14 protein-coding genes are annotated in these 13,628 nt (G+C 66.2%); 9 read left to right on the forward strand and 5 right to left on the reverse strand.

Translation table 11 applies throughout. The annotated features are described in order from the left end of the window. Positions 1-370: 370 nt before the first annotated feature. Complete coding sequence (locus ASE69_RS13905; protein ID WP_056487715.1) at positions 371-1,186, forward strand: arylamine N-acetyltransferase family protein; 816 nt, start codon at positions 371-373, stop codon at positions 1,184-1,186. 227 nt (positions 1,187-1,413) lie between these two features. Here the strand turns inward: ASE69_RS13905 and ASE69_RS13910 are convergent, their stop codons facing one another. Beyond that, entirely contained in the window at positions 1,414-1,770 is a 357-nt protein-coding gene (locus ASE69_RS13910) for a GntR family transcriptional regulator (RefSeq protein ID WP_056053547.1), read from the reverse strand. 37 nt (positions 1,771-1,807) lie between these two features. Next, positions 1,808-2,383 (reverse strand): nitroreductase, encoded by a 576-nt coding sequence (locus ASE69_RS13915; protein ID WP_056487718.1) that lies wholly within the window; start codon positions 2,381-2,383, stop codon positions 1,808-1,810. Positions 2,384-2,500: 117 nt separating this feature from the next. Here ASE69_RS13915 and ASE69_RS13920 point away from each other — a divergent pair, with 117 nt between their 5' ends. Continuing rightward, positions 2,501-4,294 (forward strand): peptide MFS transporter, encoded by a 1,794-nt coding sequence (locus tag ASE69_RS13920; RefSeq protein WP_056487721.1) that lies wholly within the window; start codon positions 2,501-2,503, stop codon positions 4,292-4,294. 117 nt (positions 4,295-4,411) lie between these two features. On the opposite strand, the gene ASE69_RS13925 is transcribed toward ASE69_RS13920, so the two are convergent. Then, the gene (locus tag ASE69_RS13925; RefSeq protein ID WP_056487725.1) at positions 4,412-5,404 is read right to left on the reverse strand and encodes an aldo/keto reductase; all 993 of its coding nucleotides are present in this window, start codon (positions 5,402-5,404) and stop codon (positions 4,412-4,414) included. Continuing rightward, the gene (locus tag ASE69_RS13930) at positions 5,379-6,653 is read right to left on the reverse strand and encodes a dicarboxylate/amino acid:cation symporter (protein WP_056487728.1); all 1,275 of its coding nucleotides are present in this window, start codon (positions 6,651-6,653) and stop codon (positions 5,379-5,381) included. The genes ASE69_RS13925 and ASE69_RS13930 overlap by 26 nt, the downstream gene beginning before the upstream one ends. A 69-nt stretch (positions 6,654-6,722) precedes the next feature. Between ASE69_RS13930 and glmM the strand changes: the two genes are divergently transcribed. Together glmM and ASE69_RS13940 are read left to right on the forward strand one after the other, a co-directional pair. Beyond that, the gene (gene glmM, locus ASE69_RS13935) at positions 6,723-8,063 is read left to right on the forward strand and encodes a phosphoglucosamine mutase (RefSeq protein ID WP_056487731.1); all 1,341 of its coding nucleotides are present in this window, start codon (positions 6,723-6,725) and stop codon (positions 8,061-8,063) included. After that, positions 8,063-8,278, forward strand: coding sequence for a DUF1272 domain-containing protein (locus tag ASE69_RS13940; RefSeq protein ID WP_056064261.1), 216 nt, complete (start codon positions 8,063-8,065; stop codon positions 8,276-8,278). Before glmM ends, ASE69_RS13940 begins: the two co-directional genes overlap by 1 nt. Before the next feature lie 185 nt (positions 8,279-8,463). On the opposite strand, the gene ASE69_RS23230 is transcribed toward ASE69_RS13940, so the two are convergent. Further along, positions 8,464-8,592 carry a hypothetical protein gene (locus ASE69_RS23230; RefSeq protein WP_268795503.1) on the reverse strand — a complete coding sequence of 43 codons (129 nt, stop codon included), beginning with the start codon at positions 8,590-8,592 and terminating at the stop codon, positions 8,464-8,466. A gap of 23 nt (positions 8,593-8,615) precedes the next feature. On the opposite strand from ASE69_RS23230, the gene thiD reads away from it, so the two are divergent. From thiD to ASE69_RS13965, 5 genes are all read left to right on the forward strand, one after another. Beyond that, positions 8,616-9,503 (forward strand): bifunctional hydroxymethylpyrimidine kinase/phosphomethylpyrimidine kinase, encoded by an 888-nt coding sequence (thiD, locus tag ASE69_RS13945; protein ID WP_056487734.1) that lies wholly within the window; start codon positions 8,616-8,618, stop codon positions 9,501-9,503. Continuing rightward, a complete protein-coding gene (locus ASE69_RS13950; protein WP_056487737.1) occupies positions 9,491-10,129 on the forward strand; it encodes a ribonuclease HII in 639 nt (212 codons plus the stop codon). The genes thiD and ASE69_RS13950 overlap by 13 nt, the downstream gene beginning before the upstream one ends. Positions 10,130-10,305: 176 nt before the next feature. After that, on the forward strand, positions 10,306-11,445 hold the full coding sequence (locus tag ASE69_RS13955) for a site-specific DNA-methyltransferase (RefSeq protein ID WP_056487740.1): 1,140 nt from the start codon (positions 10,306-10,308) through the stop codon (positions 11,443-11,445). 129 nt (positions 11,446-11,574) lie between these two features. Beyond that, positions 11,575-12,624: a dihydropteroate synthase gene (gene folP, locus ASE69_RS13960; RefSeq protein WP_056488326.1), complete on the forward strand. Its 1,050-nt coding sequence runs from the start codon at positions 11,575-11,577 to the stop codon at positions 12,622-12,624. 80 nt (positions 12,625-12,704) lie between these two features. Further along, complete coding sequence (locus tag ASE69_RS13965) at positions 12,705-13,589, forward strand: bestrophin family protein (RefSeq protein ID WP_056064245.1); 885 nt, start codon at positions 12,705-12,707, stop codon at positions 13,587-13,589. Positions 13,590-13,628 lie beyond the last annotated feature (39 nt).

Consider the following 13,628-nt stretch of genomic DNA (forward strand, 5'->3'; position numbering starts at 1 on the left):
AGCGCCAGCCACCTCCCCCTTGCGGGGGAGGATCGACGTCCAGCGCCTCTCGGTCGTGACAGCGCCAAACCACACCGTCATGCCGGGCTCGTTCCGGCATCCACCAGTCCGCAAACTCGTGAGAATCGAGAGTGAGGAACGGTGGACCCCGGAACAAGCCCGGAGTGACAAAGCGAGCAGGGATGGCGCCCCTTTTCCCGTTCGCCCTGAGCGTAGTCGAAGGGCATGCCCAACGCGCAGGTGCTTCGACTTCGCTCGGCACGAACGGGGGGAGGGGGCGTTGCGTCATGTGCAACATCAGGTCCCCGCACTCGACGCCCCCGCCCAACGGACGGTATGGGGAAACACAAAATCTCTGAAAGCCCGACCGATGTTCGACCTCGAAGCCTATCTCCTCCGTGTCGCGATGCCCGCGCGGCCCACGCTCGACTCGATCGGCCTCGGCCGCCTCCAGCACGCGCACCGCCTCTCGATCCCGTTCGAAGACCTCGACGTCGTCCTCGGCCGCGGCATCGCAATCGACACCGATTCAGTCTTCGCCAAGCTCGTCACCGCACGCCGCGGCGGCTATTGCTTCGAACACAACCGCCTCTTCCTCGACGCGCTCGCGGAACTCGGCTTCACCGCACGCCCGTTGCTAGCCCGCGTGTGGATCGCCACGACCGACGTACCGCCGCTCACGCACACCTTCGCGCTGGTGACGATCGACGGTCAGGACTGGATCGCCGACACCGGCTTCGGCGGCAGCTACACGCCCGTCCTCCCGCTCGCCGACGGCGCCGAGGCAACCGCCCCCGACGGCGCCCGTTTCCGCCTCGAAGCGACCGAACAAGGCTGGACGCTGCTCCGCGACGGCGATCCGATGACTACCGATGGTCGCGGCGAGACGGGAGGATTCCAGCCGCAGTACAGCTTCACGCTCGCGCAAGTGTTCGACGCCGATCTCGCGCTGTCGAACCACTGGACTTCCACCGCACCGTCCAGCCGCTTCACGCACACCCCGATCACCAGCATCGTCCTGCCGAACGGCTTCGCCTCGCTGATCGGGCGCAACTACCGCCGGCGCTCGGGGACCGACACGACCGTCGGCGAGATCACCGACCCCCGCGTGTACCGTATCCGCATGAGCCTGTTGTTCGGGATCGACCTGAGCGTCGAAGATGTCGCCGCGCTGGGATTGTTTTGAAGCAGCACCCCGCTTCCGTTCGTGCTGAGTAGCGACCGAGTAGCTGCGTCAGCAGCGTATCGAGGGTGCGTATCGAAGCATGGGTTCCCCGCGCCAACCTGTCCTTCGATACGTCCTCTCGCTACGCGGCTTCGCGCCTACTCAGGACGAACGGGGGGAGCACGAACGGGACAGGGTGAAGACAAACGCAAGGGGCAGGGGAGGCGGAGGAAATCGCTCGCAGCGACTTAAGCCCGCTCACGCTCCAGCAGATCATGCGCATCCAACCCCAGCAGGTCGATATGCCCCAGGATCCGCGGCCACTGCGTCGTCACGAAATTCTCGCGCTCCGCCACCCGCAAAGCCTCCGCCGCACCCGGCATCACGAACATGCCGACCCCGCGCCGGACCTCGACATACCCGTCGTCCTGAAAGCTCTGATACGCCTTGGCGACCGTCAGCGGGTTCGCCCCCTGCTCGGCGGCGAACGCGCGCACCGACGGCAACTGATCGCCCGCACGGTAATCACCGCGTAAAATCCCCGCGGCGATCGTGCTGCGAAGGCGGATATAAACGGGGCTGTCGTCGCTGCTGAGCGCTGTCATGCTGTTCTAATACAGCAATCTGGCGGAAAGTCGAGGCTCAGGATTCCCAATGGCTTACGAGCCGTGCCATATCCGGGCGAGGCCGTTCGTCGAGCGCGCGCGACGGCGTGCCGATGAACATGAACCCCGCGATCCGCTCCGCCGCCGTCCCGAACGCGTCGCGCACCAGGTCTGAATAGGCGGGCCATCCCGTCAGCCAGCCGCCCGCAAACCCCTCCGCATGCACCGCATGGAGCAGGTTCATGCATGCCGCCCCCGCCGAAAGCTCCTGTTCCCAAAGCGGAATCTTGCTCTCCTTCGGCGATGACAGCACGACCACCAGGGTCGGCGCCTGGTGCGCGAACTGGTCGAGCGACTCGAGTTCGGTCCGCGACGCCGAAGGCCGTTCCGCCAGATACGCGTCCGTAATTAGCGTCGACAGTGCCGCGCGATGTTCGTCACCCACGACGACGAACCGCCACGGCGCGAGCTTGCCGTGATCGGGCGTCCGCGCCGCGATCTCGAGGATCGTCGCCAGCTGGTAGGAATCGGGGCCGGGCGCGATCAGGTCGCGGGGCTTTCCCGATCGGCGGGTGGCGAGCAGCGAGAGCGGCGTGGAGCGGTCGTTGAGCATGTCCCGGAAGATAAGCCCTGATGTGCGATATTTACAGGCCGAGCTTTGCCGCTAGGTTGCGCGCCATAACGGCCCCGCGTTCGACGGCGGCCAAGACGAGTATCAGGGAGCGTAAGAATGGTGGACACCCCGACCGCGGATACCCCGCGAGAGCCGGATATCACCCATATCAACCCGGCGTCCGGCGAAACCTGGTTCGGGCATCCCCGCCAGCTCGCGCGGCTGTTCACCACCGAAGCGTGGGAGCGGTTCGGCTATTACGGCATGCGCGCGCTGCTCACGCTGTACCTCACCAAGCATTTCGTGTTCGGCGACCGCGAGGCGACCGGCCTGTACGGCGGCTACACCGCACTGGTGTACCTGACGCCGCTGGTCGGCGGCTACCTCGCGGACCAGTATCTCGGCTCGAAGCGCGCGGTGAAGTTCGGCGCTATCATCATGGCGCTGGGCTATCTGCTGCTCTGCTTCGGTGGCGAGACCGCCAAGCCGTACGCGACGATCGCCAACCAGCGCTACGCGATCGAAGTCGTCGACCAGGCCGACAGCGAAGTCCGCTACCTCGTCGACGGCGCGAACAAGCTGAAGATCAAGGGCAACGACGACGGCACCGTCTCGCTGCTCGCCCCCGACGGCTCGACCGCACGCACGGTGGAGAAGGGCGGCTTCGAATCGGGCGCCGAACGCAGCAGCTTCTACGTCACGATCATGCTGCTCGCGCTCTGCATGATCTCGGTCGGCAACGGCTTCTTCAAGCCCAACATCTCGACGATGGTCGGCGAGCTCTACGCACAAGGCGACAAGCGACGCGATGCCGGGTTCACGATCTTCTACATGGGGATCAACCTCGGCTCGCTGTTCTCGCAGCTGCTCTGCCCGTTCCTCGCGGTCGCGGTCGGCTGGTGGGCAGGCTTCGGCCTTGCCGCGATCGGCATGCTCGCCTCGTGGACGCTGATCCAGTTCGATGGCGGCAAGCTCAACGGCTACGGCGAGCCGCCGGTCCGCACCGGTCCCGATCGCGCGCTCGGCATCTATGCGCTGGCGTTGCTCGGCATCCCGATCTTCTACCTGCTGTTCGTCAACCTCATGAACGCGGTGCCGCCGGTGCCGGGCTCCGGGATCGTCGGCTACATCGCCTCGCTGTCGCTGATGGGCAAATTGCTGTTCGGCACGTTCCTGATCGCGGTGCCGGGCATCCTGATCTGGTCGTTCATCAACGGCGAGCGTCGCGAGTTCCAGATGATGCTCGCGGCGATGGTCCTGATCGTGTTCAACGTCGTGTTCTGGACGCTGTTCGAGCAGGCCGGGTCGAGCCTCACGCTGTTCGCGGATCGCAACACCGACCTCAGCGTGTTCGGCCTCTTCAGCATCTCGGCGGGCCAGACGCAGTTCTTCAACGCGTTCTTCATCGTCGCGCTGGCGCCGGTGATGTCGATCCTGTGGACCAAGCTCGCCGCCAAGGGCCTGGAGCCGTCGATCCCCGTCAAGTTCGGCATCGCGCTGATCGGCGTCGGTGTCGGCTTCCTGTTCCTCGTCTGGGGCGCAAGCATGGTCGGGCCTTCGTTCAAGGTCGCGATCTGGTGGCTCGCCGGGCTGTATTTCATCCACTCGTTCGCCGAGCTCTGCATCTCGCCGGTCGGCCTCAGCATGATCACCAAGCTGTCGATCGCACGCGTCGTCGGGCTGATGATGGGCGTGTGGTTCCTGTCGATCTCGGTCGCGCAATATGTCGCCGGCGTCGTCGCGCAGGTCGCGAGCGTCGAGACGGTCGGCGGCCAGGTGACCAATTTGAAGGTCAGCCTCGATACCTATGCCGGCGTGTTCTGGACGATCGGCCTGGTCTCGGCCGGGATCGGCGTCGTGCTGCTGCTGATCTCGCCGCTGATCAAGAAGTGGATGCACGGCGTCCAGTAACGAAATCCCCCTCCCGCTTGCGGGAGGGGCTAGGGGAGGGCGCGACGTACGTACTGGCGTCCGGCCTACTGCGACAGCCCCTCCCCCGGCCCCTCCCGCAAGCGGGAGGGGAGGCCGTCAGATCCGCGTCATCGACAACGCCTTCTCGCCATACCGCGGCCCAGCAGTCCCACCCCTCGGCGCCGCCGCATCCAGCTTCGCCAGATCGTCCGCCGACAGCGCAACCTCCGCCGCCTTCATGCTATCCTCCAGCGTAACCCGGCGCTTCGACCCCGGGATCGGCACGATGTCGTCGCCCTGCGCCAGCAGCCACGCGAGCGCCACCTGCGCCGGCGAAGCCGCATGCGCATCGGCAATCGACTTCACCACCGCCACCATCTCCATGTTCTTGGCGAAGTTCTCCTCCGAATAGCGCGGATCGTTGCGCCGATAGTCACCCTCGGGAAGATCCGACCGCGCCGTAATTTGCCCCGTCAGGAACCCGCGCCCCAGCGGCGAATACGGCACGAACCCGATCCCCAGTTCACGGCACAGCGGTAGGATCTCGTCCTCGACATCGCGCTCCCACAACGAATACTCACTCTGCAACGCCGCGATCGGATGCGTCGCCGCAGCCCGCCGGATCGTGTCGAGCCCAGCCTCGGACAGCCCGAGATGCCGCACCTTGCCCTCGCGCACCAGCTCCGCCATCGCGCCGACCGTATCCTCGATCGGCACGCCAGGATCGACCCGGTGCTGGTACAGCAGATCAATCGTCTCGACCCCAAGCCGCTTCAGCGATCCCTCGCACGCCCGCCGTACATTGGCCGGCGTGGAATCGACCCCCGTCATCCCGTTCTCGTCATAGCGAAACCCGAATTTGGTAGCGATCACGACGCCGTCGCGCTTGCCGCGGATCGCCTTGCCGATCAGTTCCTCGTTGACCAGCGGGCCATAGATCTCGGCGGTATCGAACAGCGTCACGCCCAGCTCGATCGCGCGGTGGATCGTGGCGATGCTCTCTTGCGGGTCCGCCTCGCCGTACATGCCCTTGCCGATGCCGGCCATCGGCATGCAGCCTAAGCCCAGCGCGGAAACCTCGAAATCAGGGCCGAGCGTGCGATACTTCATGCGGAATCTCCTGAGCACCGTTCCCGTGATCGGACCGCGCTGCGACGGAGATGGTGACGGCGGTATCCATCGTCACGTTCCCGACGGTCCGAAACAGGTCGGGTATGGTCTCGACTGCGATGAGCAGACCCAGCACCTCGAGCGGGATCCCCATCGCCAACGCCACCGGCGCGACCGACGCGACGAAACTGATCGTGCCGGGCAGCGAGATCGACCCCATCGTCGTGATCGCCGCGGTCGCCACGCCCGCCGCCATCTGCCCCGGGCCGATCGGCAGCCCCAGCCAGTGCGCGACGTACAGCGCGACCGCCAGGTTCATCGCCGGACTGGTTGCGCGGAACACCGCGACCGACAGCGGCAGGACTATCCCGGCGGTGGCGGGTGACGCACCGAGGTCGGTCGAGGCCTTCAGCATCGCCGGCAACGAGGCGAGCGACGATTGCGTGCTGATCGCCACCGCCTGCGCCGGCGCGACCGCACGCGCGAACCGGCCGAAGCCGACCCGCCCGCCGATCATCCCGATCGGATAGGCGGACAGCAGGACGATGAACCCGATCGCCGAGACGCAGACGATATAGTGCAGCAGCGCGCCGAACGCCGCAGTCCCGGTGCGTGCGCCAACCCCGTAGGCGAGCGCGAAGATGCCGATCGGGGCGAGCTTCAGCACCCATGTGATGATGATCAACAGCGCGTCGACCACCGCCTGGAAGAAGCCGGTCAGTACGCGACGGCGATCGTCGGGCAGTTTCGTCACGGCAAACGCGAACGTCAGCGCGAAGACGGTCAGCGGCAGGAACGAGTCGCTGGAGGCGGCCGCGACGATATTGGTCGGCACGATCGTGTCGAAGAACGCACCGATCCCCGGCACCGGCCCGACCGGCGCGGCGCCGGTCAATGCGGCGCGCAGCGCGGCGCCGAGCGCGTGCGGCAACGGGAAGGCTTCCAGGATCAACGGCATGACCAGCGCGGACATGATCGTCGTACTCCACAGGATGACGACGATCATCACCATCGCCCGCACGGTGATCCGCCCGGCGCGCGCCGCCTCGGTGGTCGCGCCGATCCCGGTCACGAGCAGCCCGACGACCAACGGCACGATCACCATCTGCAACCCGTGCAGCCACGCCGAACCTATCGGCTGCGTCACGGCCGTGAAGGCGATCGCGTTCGCCGGCGACCAGGTCGCCGCAGCGATGCCCATCGCGATGCCACCGATCAGGGCTGCCAGAATCCGTGTAGTCTGCGACATGCTCGCCCTTCGTGTTCGACCGCGCTATCAACGGCTTCGGACACCGATACGGGACGGAAAGCGGACGCGATGGCAAGAAAATACTTCGGCACCGATGGCATTCGTGGCGCCACCAATGTCTCGCCGATGACGGCGGAGATGGCGATGAAGGTTGGCATGGCCGCCGGCGCCTACTTCCTGCGCGGCGATCACCGCCACCGCGTCGTGATCGGCAAGGACACGCGCCTGTCGGGCTATATGCTCGAATCCGCACTGGTTGCAGGGTTCACCAGTGTCGGCATGGACGTCGTCATGGTCGGGCCAATGCCGACACCCGCGGTCGCGATGCTCACCCATTCGATGCGCGCCGATATCGGTGTCATGATCTCTGCTAGCCATAACGCCTACGCCGACAACGGCATCAAGCTGTTCGGTCCAGATGGCTACAAGCTGTCGGACGAAGCGGAGGAAGCGATCGAGGCGCTGATCGACGGCGACATCCCGCTCGTACCGTCGAGCCAGATCGGCCGCGCGCGCCGTATCGACGATGCGCAGGGTCGCTACATCCACTTCGCCAAGTCGACCTTCCCCGAGAATCTTCGCCTCGACGGCATGCGGGTCGTGATCGATTGCGCGAACGGCGCCGCTTACAAGGTCGCACCGTCGGCGCTTTGGGAACTCGGCGCGGACGTCGTCGCGATCGGCGTCACGCCCAACGGTACCAACATCAACGACGGCGTCGGCTCGACCGCCCCGCAGACGCTCGCCGAGACGGTGGTCGCCAGCGGCGCGGACATCGGCATCGCGCTCGACGGCGACGCGGATCGCCTGATCGTCGTCGACGAGACCGGCACCATCGTCGACGGCGACCAGCTGATGGCGACGATCGCGGCAAGCTGGGCGCGGCAGGGGCGGCTGGCGGGCGGTGGCCTCGTCGCGACGGTGATGTCGAACCTGGGCCTGGAGCGTCATCTCGCGGCGCAGGGCCTCGGCCTCGTCCGGACCAAGGTTGGCGACCGCCACGTGCTCGAGAAGATGCGCTCGAGCGGCTACAATGTCGGCGGCGAGCAGTCGGGCCACATCATCCTGTCCGACTACGCGACGACGGGCGACGGGTTGGTCGCGGCGCTTCAGATCCTGGCGGAGGTCAAGCGTTCGGGGGCACTGGCGAGCGAAGTGCTGCACCGGTTCGAGCCGCTGCCGCAGTTGCTGAAGAACGTCCGCTTCGCCGGTGGCAAGCCGCTCGACGATGATGCCGTAAAGGCGGTGATCGCGCAGGCCGAGGCCGAACTGGCCGGCAACGGACGTCTCGTCATTCGGCCATCGGGCACCGAACCGGTGATCCGCGTGATGGCGGAAGGCGACGATCCGGCACAGGTCGAGCGTGTCGTCGACCGCATCTGCGACGCCGTCCGGAAGGCTGCCGCCTGATGCTCGAGATGCGCCCCGCCTGCGAACGCTGCACCACCGACCTTCCCGCCGACGCGCCGGGCGCATTCATCTGCTCGTTCGAATGCACCTTCTGCGCGGAATGCGCGGACGCACTCGACGAGCGCTGCCCGAACTGCGGCGGCGAATTGCTCGACCGCCCGACCAGGCTGGGCGAGGCGCCACCGCAAAAGCCGGCGGGCGCGCGGCGGCACTAGGCGCCGGTTGGGTAAGCGCGACCTCGCTCCTTGTTGCACCCCAACCCCTCCTACCACCCCGGCGGAGGCCGGGGCCCAGTTGGAAAGGTCCAGGTAACAGATCGCAGTCCGCGGTTAGCAACGTCTCCCAATTGGGCCCCAGCCTCCGCCGGGGTGGATGCAGGCGTATGTCCAGCACCCCTGTCCTACATCCGACCGATCATGCCATAGCCGATCCCATGACCGCCAACCGCGCCAAACCCAGTCCGGTATCCCCATTCCAACCCCGCCTCCGGCAATGTGCAGACTCGCGCCAGCGTCTGCACTTCGTGCACTTCGCCCCGATCTGGGACACTTTATGACAGCGCGGGTTCTTATAATAGCAGGCTCCGACTCGGGCGGCGGCGCAGGAATTCAGGCGGATATCAAGACGGTAACCATGCTCGGCGGCCACGCAATGACGGCCGTTACCGCGATCACCGCACAGAACACGCTCGGCGTGCAGGCGGTCCACCAGATCCCCACTGACATCGTCCTCGCGCAGATAGACTCGGTCGTCTCGGACATCGGCATCGACGCCGTAAAGATCGGCATGATCGGCTCCGCGGACACCGCCAATGCGGTCGCTGCATATCTAGAGCGTCTTTCCCCCCTCCCTGAAAGGGAGGGGCCGGGGGTGGGTAGGCCGCTGGGTGAGCGCGACACCAGCCCCAAGCCAACCCACCCCCAACCCCTCCCTTCCAGGGCGGGGAGCAGCCTCCCCATCATCTTCGACCCGGTGATGATCGCCACCTCCGGCTCAGTCCTCGCGGACACCGACACGATCGCCGCCTTCACCCGCCTCATGCGGATCGCGACGCTCGTAACCCCCAACCTCCCCGAACTCGCAGCCCTCGGTGGCGAGCAAGCAATCCGCGCACTAGGCCCGGCCGTCCTCATAAAAGGCGGCCACGCCGAAGGCCCCTCCGTCATCGACCGTCTCATCACCAACGCCGGCGAAACCGGCTGGACCAACCCCCGCATCGAAACCCGCCACGCCCACGGTACCGGCTGCACGCTCGCCAGCGGTATCGCCACCGGGCTCGCCCAAGGCCTGCCACTCGACTCCGCAATCGAGCGCGCCATCGCGTTCGTCCGCGCCGGGCTTGCCAACGCACCGGGGCTAGGCGCAGGCCACGGCCCGATGGGGCACGCCCTCGGCATCAGCCCGTTCGACCAGTTGAAAGACTACCAATGCCCGGCATGAAACACGAAAAGCTCTGCGTCGGCCCCGTCGCCGGCGTCGACGAGGCCGGCCGCGGTCCGCTCGCCGGACCGGTCGTTGCCGCCGCGGTGATCCTCCCCTCGAAAGGCGTCCCCCGCGGCATAGACGATTCGAAGAAGCTCTCCGCCTCCGAACGCGAACGGCTCTGCGCCCGTCTCAAAGGCTGTGCGATCGTCGGCATCGGCATCGTCCAGCCCGACGAAATCGACACGCTCAACATCTACTGGGCAACGATGAAGGCGATGACGCTCGCGGTCGACGCGCTGGCGGTCGAACTCGGCCATGCCCCCGGCCACGTCCTCGTCGACGGCAACCGCTTGCCCCGCTGGACCTACCCCGCCACGCCGCTGGTCGGCGGCGACGCGAAGTCGCTGTCGATCGCCGCCGCCTCGATCGTCGCCAAGCACACGCGCGACCTCATCATGATCGCCGCCGCCGACGTGCATCCCGAATATAACTGGCATTCGAACAAGGGCTATGGCTGCGCGCACCACATGAAGGCACTCCGCGATCACGGCCCCACGCCGATTCACCGCCGCAGTTTTGCCCCCGTCGCCGCCGCCTATCTGGCGCGCGAGGGACTTTTCGCACAGGAAACGACGAGCTGAGTCTTTCGCGCCACACCCCAAGGGCTTGAGCCGCGAGTCTCCCACGACTCAACATCTGGGCAACGGCGACTCGATTGGCCGCAGCGACGGAATCGTACCGAAACGCCGTTAACGAATGTTTGCTTGACGGAGTCGGACAATTCCGCCGCTATGGGCGTCGATAAGGGGCGGAAAACATGGGTTTGATCGACACGATCGCACGGCCGCGTGCGAAGAAGGCAGTGGAGCCGGCGGTTCAAGCCGTTCTTCCACTCGACCAGATTTTACGTGGCGACTGCATCGAGCACATGAAGGCGCTCCCGTCGAATTCCATCGACATGATCTTCGCCGACCCGCCCTACAACCTCCAGCTCGGTGGCGAACTCTATCGCCCCGACGGCAGCCATGTCGACGCGGTCACCGACGACTGGGACAAGTTCGACACCTTCGCCGCATACGACCGCTTCACCCGTGCCTGGCTCAAGGAAGCACGCCGCATCCTCAAGGACGACGGCGCGCTCTGGGTCATCGGCAGCTATCACAACATCTTCCGCGTTGGTGCCGCGGTGCAGGATCTCGGCTACTGGATCCTCAACGACATCGTCTGGCGCAAGACCAACCCGATGCCCAACTTCCGCGGCACCCGCTTCACCAACGCGCACGAGACGCTGATCTGGGCGTCGAAGGGCGAGAAGGCGAAATACCACTTCAACTACCGCGCGATGAAGACGCTCAACGACGAGCTCCAGATGCGCAGCGACTGGGAATTCCCGACCTGCGGCGGCGCCGAGCGGCTGAAGAAGAACGGCACCAAGGTCCACCCGACGCAGAAGCCCGAAGCACTGCTCTACCGCATCCTGCTGGCGTGCACGAAGCCCGGCGACGTGGTACTCGATCCGTTCTTCGGCACCGGCACGACCGGCGCGGTGGCCAAGCGCCTCGGCCGCAGCTGGATCGGCATCGACCGTGAAGGCGACTACATCGAAGCCGCGCAGGAGCGGATCGAGGCCGCGCTGCCGCTCGACGAATCGGCACTCGCCACGATGATGAGCCCGCGCACGCAGCCCAAGGTCGCGTTCGGCGTGCTGGTCGAGAACGCGTATCTCGCCCCCGGCGCGGTGCTGACCGACTCGAAGCGGCGGTGGCGCGCGACGATCCGCGCCGACGGTTCGCTGCTCAGCGACTGCGGCACGATCGGCTCGATCCACAAGCTCGGTTCGACCCTCCAGAACGCCCCCGCCTGCAACGGCTGGAGCTTCTGGCATTACGAGAGCGACAAGGGCCTGAAACCGATCGACGACCTCCGCCAGACGTACCTGCTGGCGACTACTGTCTGACCTTCTTGCCCCCCTCCCTGAAAGGGAGGGGCTGGGGGTGGGTTGGCTGCTTGGCGGGCGATACGTAAACCAACCGGCCGACCCACCCCCCGACCCCTCCCTTTCAGGGAGGGGAGCAGGAGACCGACCATCCACCTCCGCCCCGTCCAGTTCGTCGACACCCCGATCGGCTACGCAGACAACAGCGTCGCGCACCTGGCGGGGGGCCTGCAATGGTTCGCCGCCTACGAAGTGATCGAAGGCCGCACCCGCCGGACGATCCCCGTCGCCGACGTCGCAACGCTGGGCGAGCGCGCCGCGCACCTCCACGCCGCCATCACCGCCCCACGCGCGCCCCTCCGACTCGGCGAACGCACGCTCCGCTTCGACCAGCCGATCGTCGCCGGCATCCTCAACGTCACCCCCGACAGCTTCTCCGACGGCGGCAAGCATGTCGACGACCCCGCCGCCGCAGCAGCAGCCGGCATCGACATGGCCGCCGCCGGCGCGACGCTGATCGACGTCGGCGGAGAGTCAACCCGTCCCGGCGCTCCCGCGGTATGGGAAGGCGACGAGATCGCGCGCCTCGTCCCCGTCGTCGAACGGCTCGCGCTCGCCGGCGCGATCGTCTCGGTCGACACGCGCAAGGCCGCCGTCATGGAGGCGACGCTCGCCGCCGGCGCGCATATCGTCAACGACGTGGCTGCGCTCCTGTGGGACGATCGCGCGCTGGATGTTGTCGCGAAAAGTGGCTGCCCGGTCGTCCTGATGCACTCGCCCGATCCCAGGAAAGGCGGTCACGGCAACGGTGGCTACACCAACGTCCTGACCGACGTGTTCGACTGGCTCGAAACCCGCATCGCCGCCGTTGTCGCGGGTGGCGTCGACGCCACGCGGATCATGGTCGACCCCGGCATCGGCTTCGGCAAGACGCTCGCCGAGAACCTCGCGCTACTCAACGGCCTGGCGATCTTCCACGGGCTCGGCTGCCCGATCATGCTCGGCGCTAGCCGCAAGCGCCTGATCGGAGCATTGTCGAACGAAGCGCCGGTCGACCAGCGCCTCGCCGGTTCGCTCGCGTTGGCACTCAAGGGCGCCGAGGCCGGCGTCCAGATCCTGCGCGTCCACGACGTCGCCGAGACGGTGCAGGCGGTAAAGATCTGGCGCGGTCTGCGCGATCAGTCGCTCGTGGGCGGCTAAGCGGGGCGGCTGATCGTCGCTGCATTGCAGCGAAACGTCTCTTCGCGCATTAAACGCCCAGTAAACAAGGGAGCTTTCGTTTGATCGTCACCGCAACACCACGCCTCAGTCAAATCTTGAGCGAGGTCTGGCGCCCGCTGCTGGGTCTTTTCGTCTGGGACGTCGTCGTCACGATCACCTATTACGTCCTGCCGTTTCATGCGCCGGCCCTGCCACTGACGCTGTTCGGTACCGCGCTGGCGCTGTTCCTCGGCTTCCGCGACAACTCCGCGTATCAGCGCTGGTGGGAAAGCCGCGGGCTATGGGGCCTGATGATCAATGCCTCGCGCAATTTGGCGCGAATGGCGCGCAACATGCTGCCCGAGCCCGAAGGCCACGATATGAAGCGGACGATCGTTCTCCGCCAGATCGCCTACGTGAACGCATTGCGCTGCCAGTTGCGGAAGCAGCCAGCACCGCCCGAGGTGCTGCGCTTCCTGTCGAAGGAAGAGGCGTCGTTCGCGCTCGATCGCACCAATATCGCCAACGGCCTGCTCGACGGTACTGGCCGCCGAATCGATATCGCACGCCGCAATGGCTGGATCGACACCATCCAGCAGACGCAGTTCGAGGCGATCCTCGTCGATATCGCCAACGCGCAGGGTGGCATGGAGCGTATCAAGAACACGCCGCTGCCAAACCAGTATCGGTTCTTCCCCAGCATCTTCACGCGGCTGTTCTGCATCCTGCTGCCGATCGGGCTGGTCGAGACGCTTGGGTTCGCGACGCCGATCGGCTCGACGATTGCCGGGTTGATGTTCCTCGCCGTGCTCCAGATCGGCGACGATCTGGTCGATCCGTTCGCGGATACAATTCACGATGTCCCGTTGAATGCAATGTGCCGGACGATCGAGATCGACCTGCTTCAGGCGATCGGCGACGAGGCTCCAGAGCCGTTGCAGCCTGTCCGTGGCGTGCTGTGGTAGGAAAGACAGGGGGCGGCGCTATGGAGCGTCGACTTCCTC

Origin of the sequence: Sphingomonas sp. Leaf208 (genome assembly GCF_001421415.1) — a bacterium.
Lineage (GTDB): Bacteria > Pseudomonadota > Alphaproteobacteria > Sphingomonadales > Sphingomonadaceae > Sphingomonas.

Coding starts and splice junctions, on each gene's coding strand:
- ASE69_RS13905 (WP_056487715.1), top strand. CDS start 371: ATGTTCGACCTCGAAGCCTATCTCCTCCGTGTCGCGATGCCCGCGCGG.
- ASE69_RS13910 (WP_056053547.1), bottom strand. CDS start 1,770: ATGACAGCGCTCAGCAGCGACGACAGCCCCGTTTATATCCGCCTTCGC.
- ASE69_RS13915 (WP_056487718.1), bottom strand. CDS start 2,383: ATGCTCAACGACCGCTCCACGCCGCTCTCGCTGCTCGCCACCCGCCGA.
- ASE69_RS13920 (WP_056487721.1), top strand. CDS start 2,501: ATGGTGGACACCCCGACCGCGGATACCCCGCGAGAGCCGGATATCACC.
- ASE69_RS13925 (WP_056487725.1), bottom strand. CDS start 5,404: ATGAAGTATCGCACGCTCGGCCCTGATTTCGAGGTTTCCGCGCTGGGC.
- ASE69_RS13930 (WP_056487728.1), bottom strand. CDS start 6,653: ATGTCGCAGACTACACGGATTCTGGCAGCCCTGATCGGTGGCATCGCG.
- glmM (WP_056487731.1), top strand. CDS start 6,723: ATGGCAAGAAAATACTTCGGCACCGATGGCATTCGTGGCGCCACCAAT.
- ASE69_RS13940 (WP_056064261.1), top strand. CDS start 8,063: ATGCTCGAGATGCGCCCCGCCTGCGAACGCTGCACCACCGACCTTCCC.
- thiD (WP_056487734.1), top strand. CDS start 8,616: ATGACAGCGCGGGTTCTTATAATAGCAGGCTCCGACTCGGGCGGCGGC.
- ASE69_RS13950 (WP_056487737.1), top strand. CDS start 9,491: ATGCCCGGCATGAAACACGAAAAGCTCTGCGTCGGCCCCGTCGCCGGC.
- ASE69_RS13955 (WP_056487740.1), top strand. CDS start 10,306: ATGGGTTTGATCGACACGATCGCACGGCCGCGTGCGAAGAAGGCAGTG.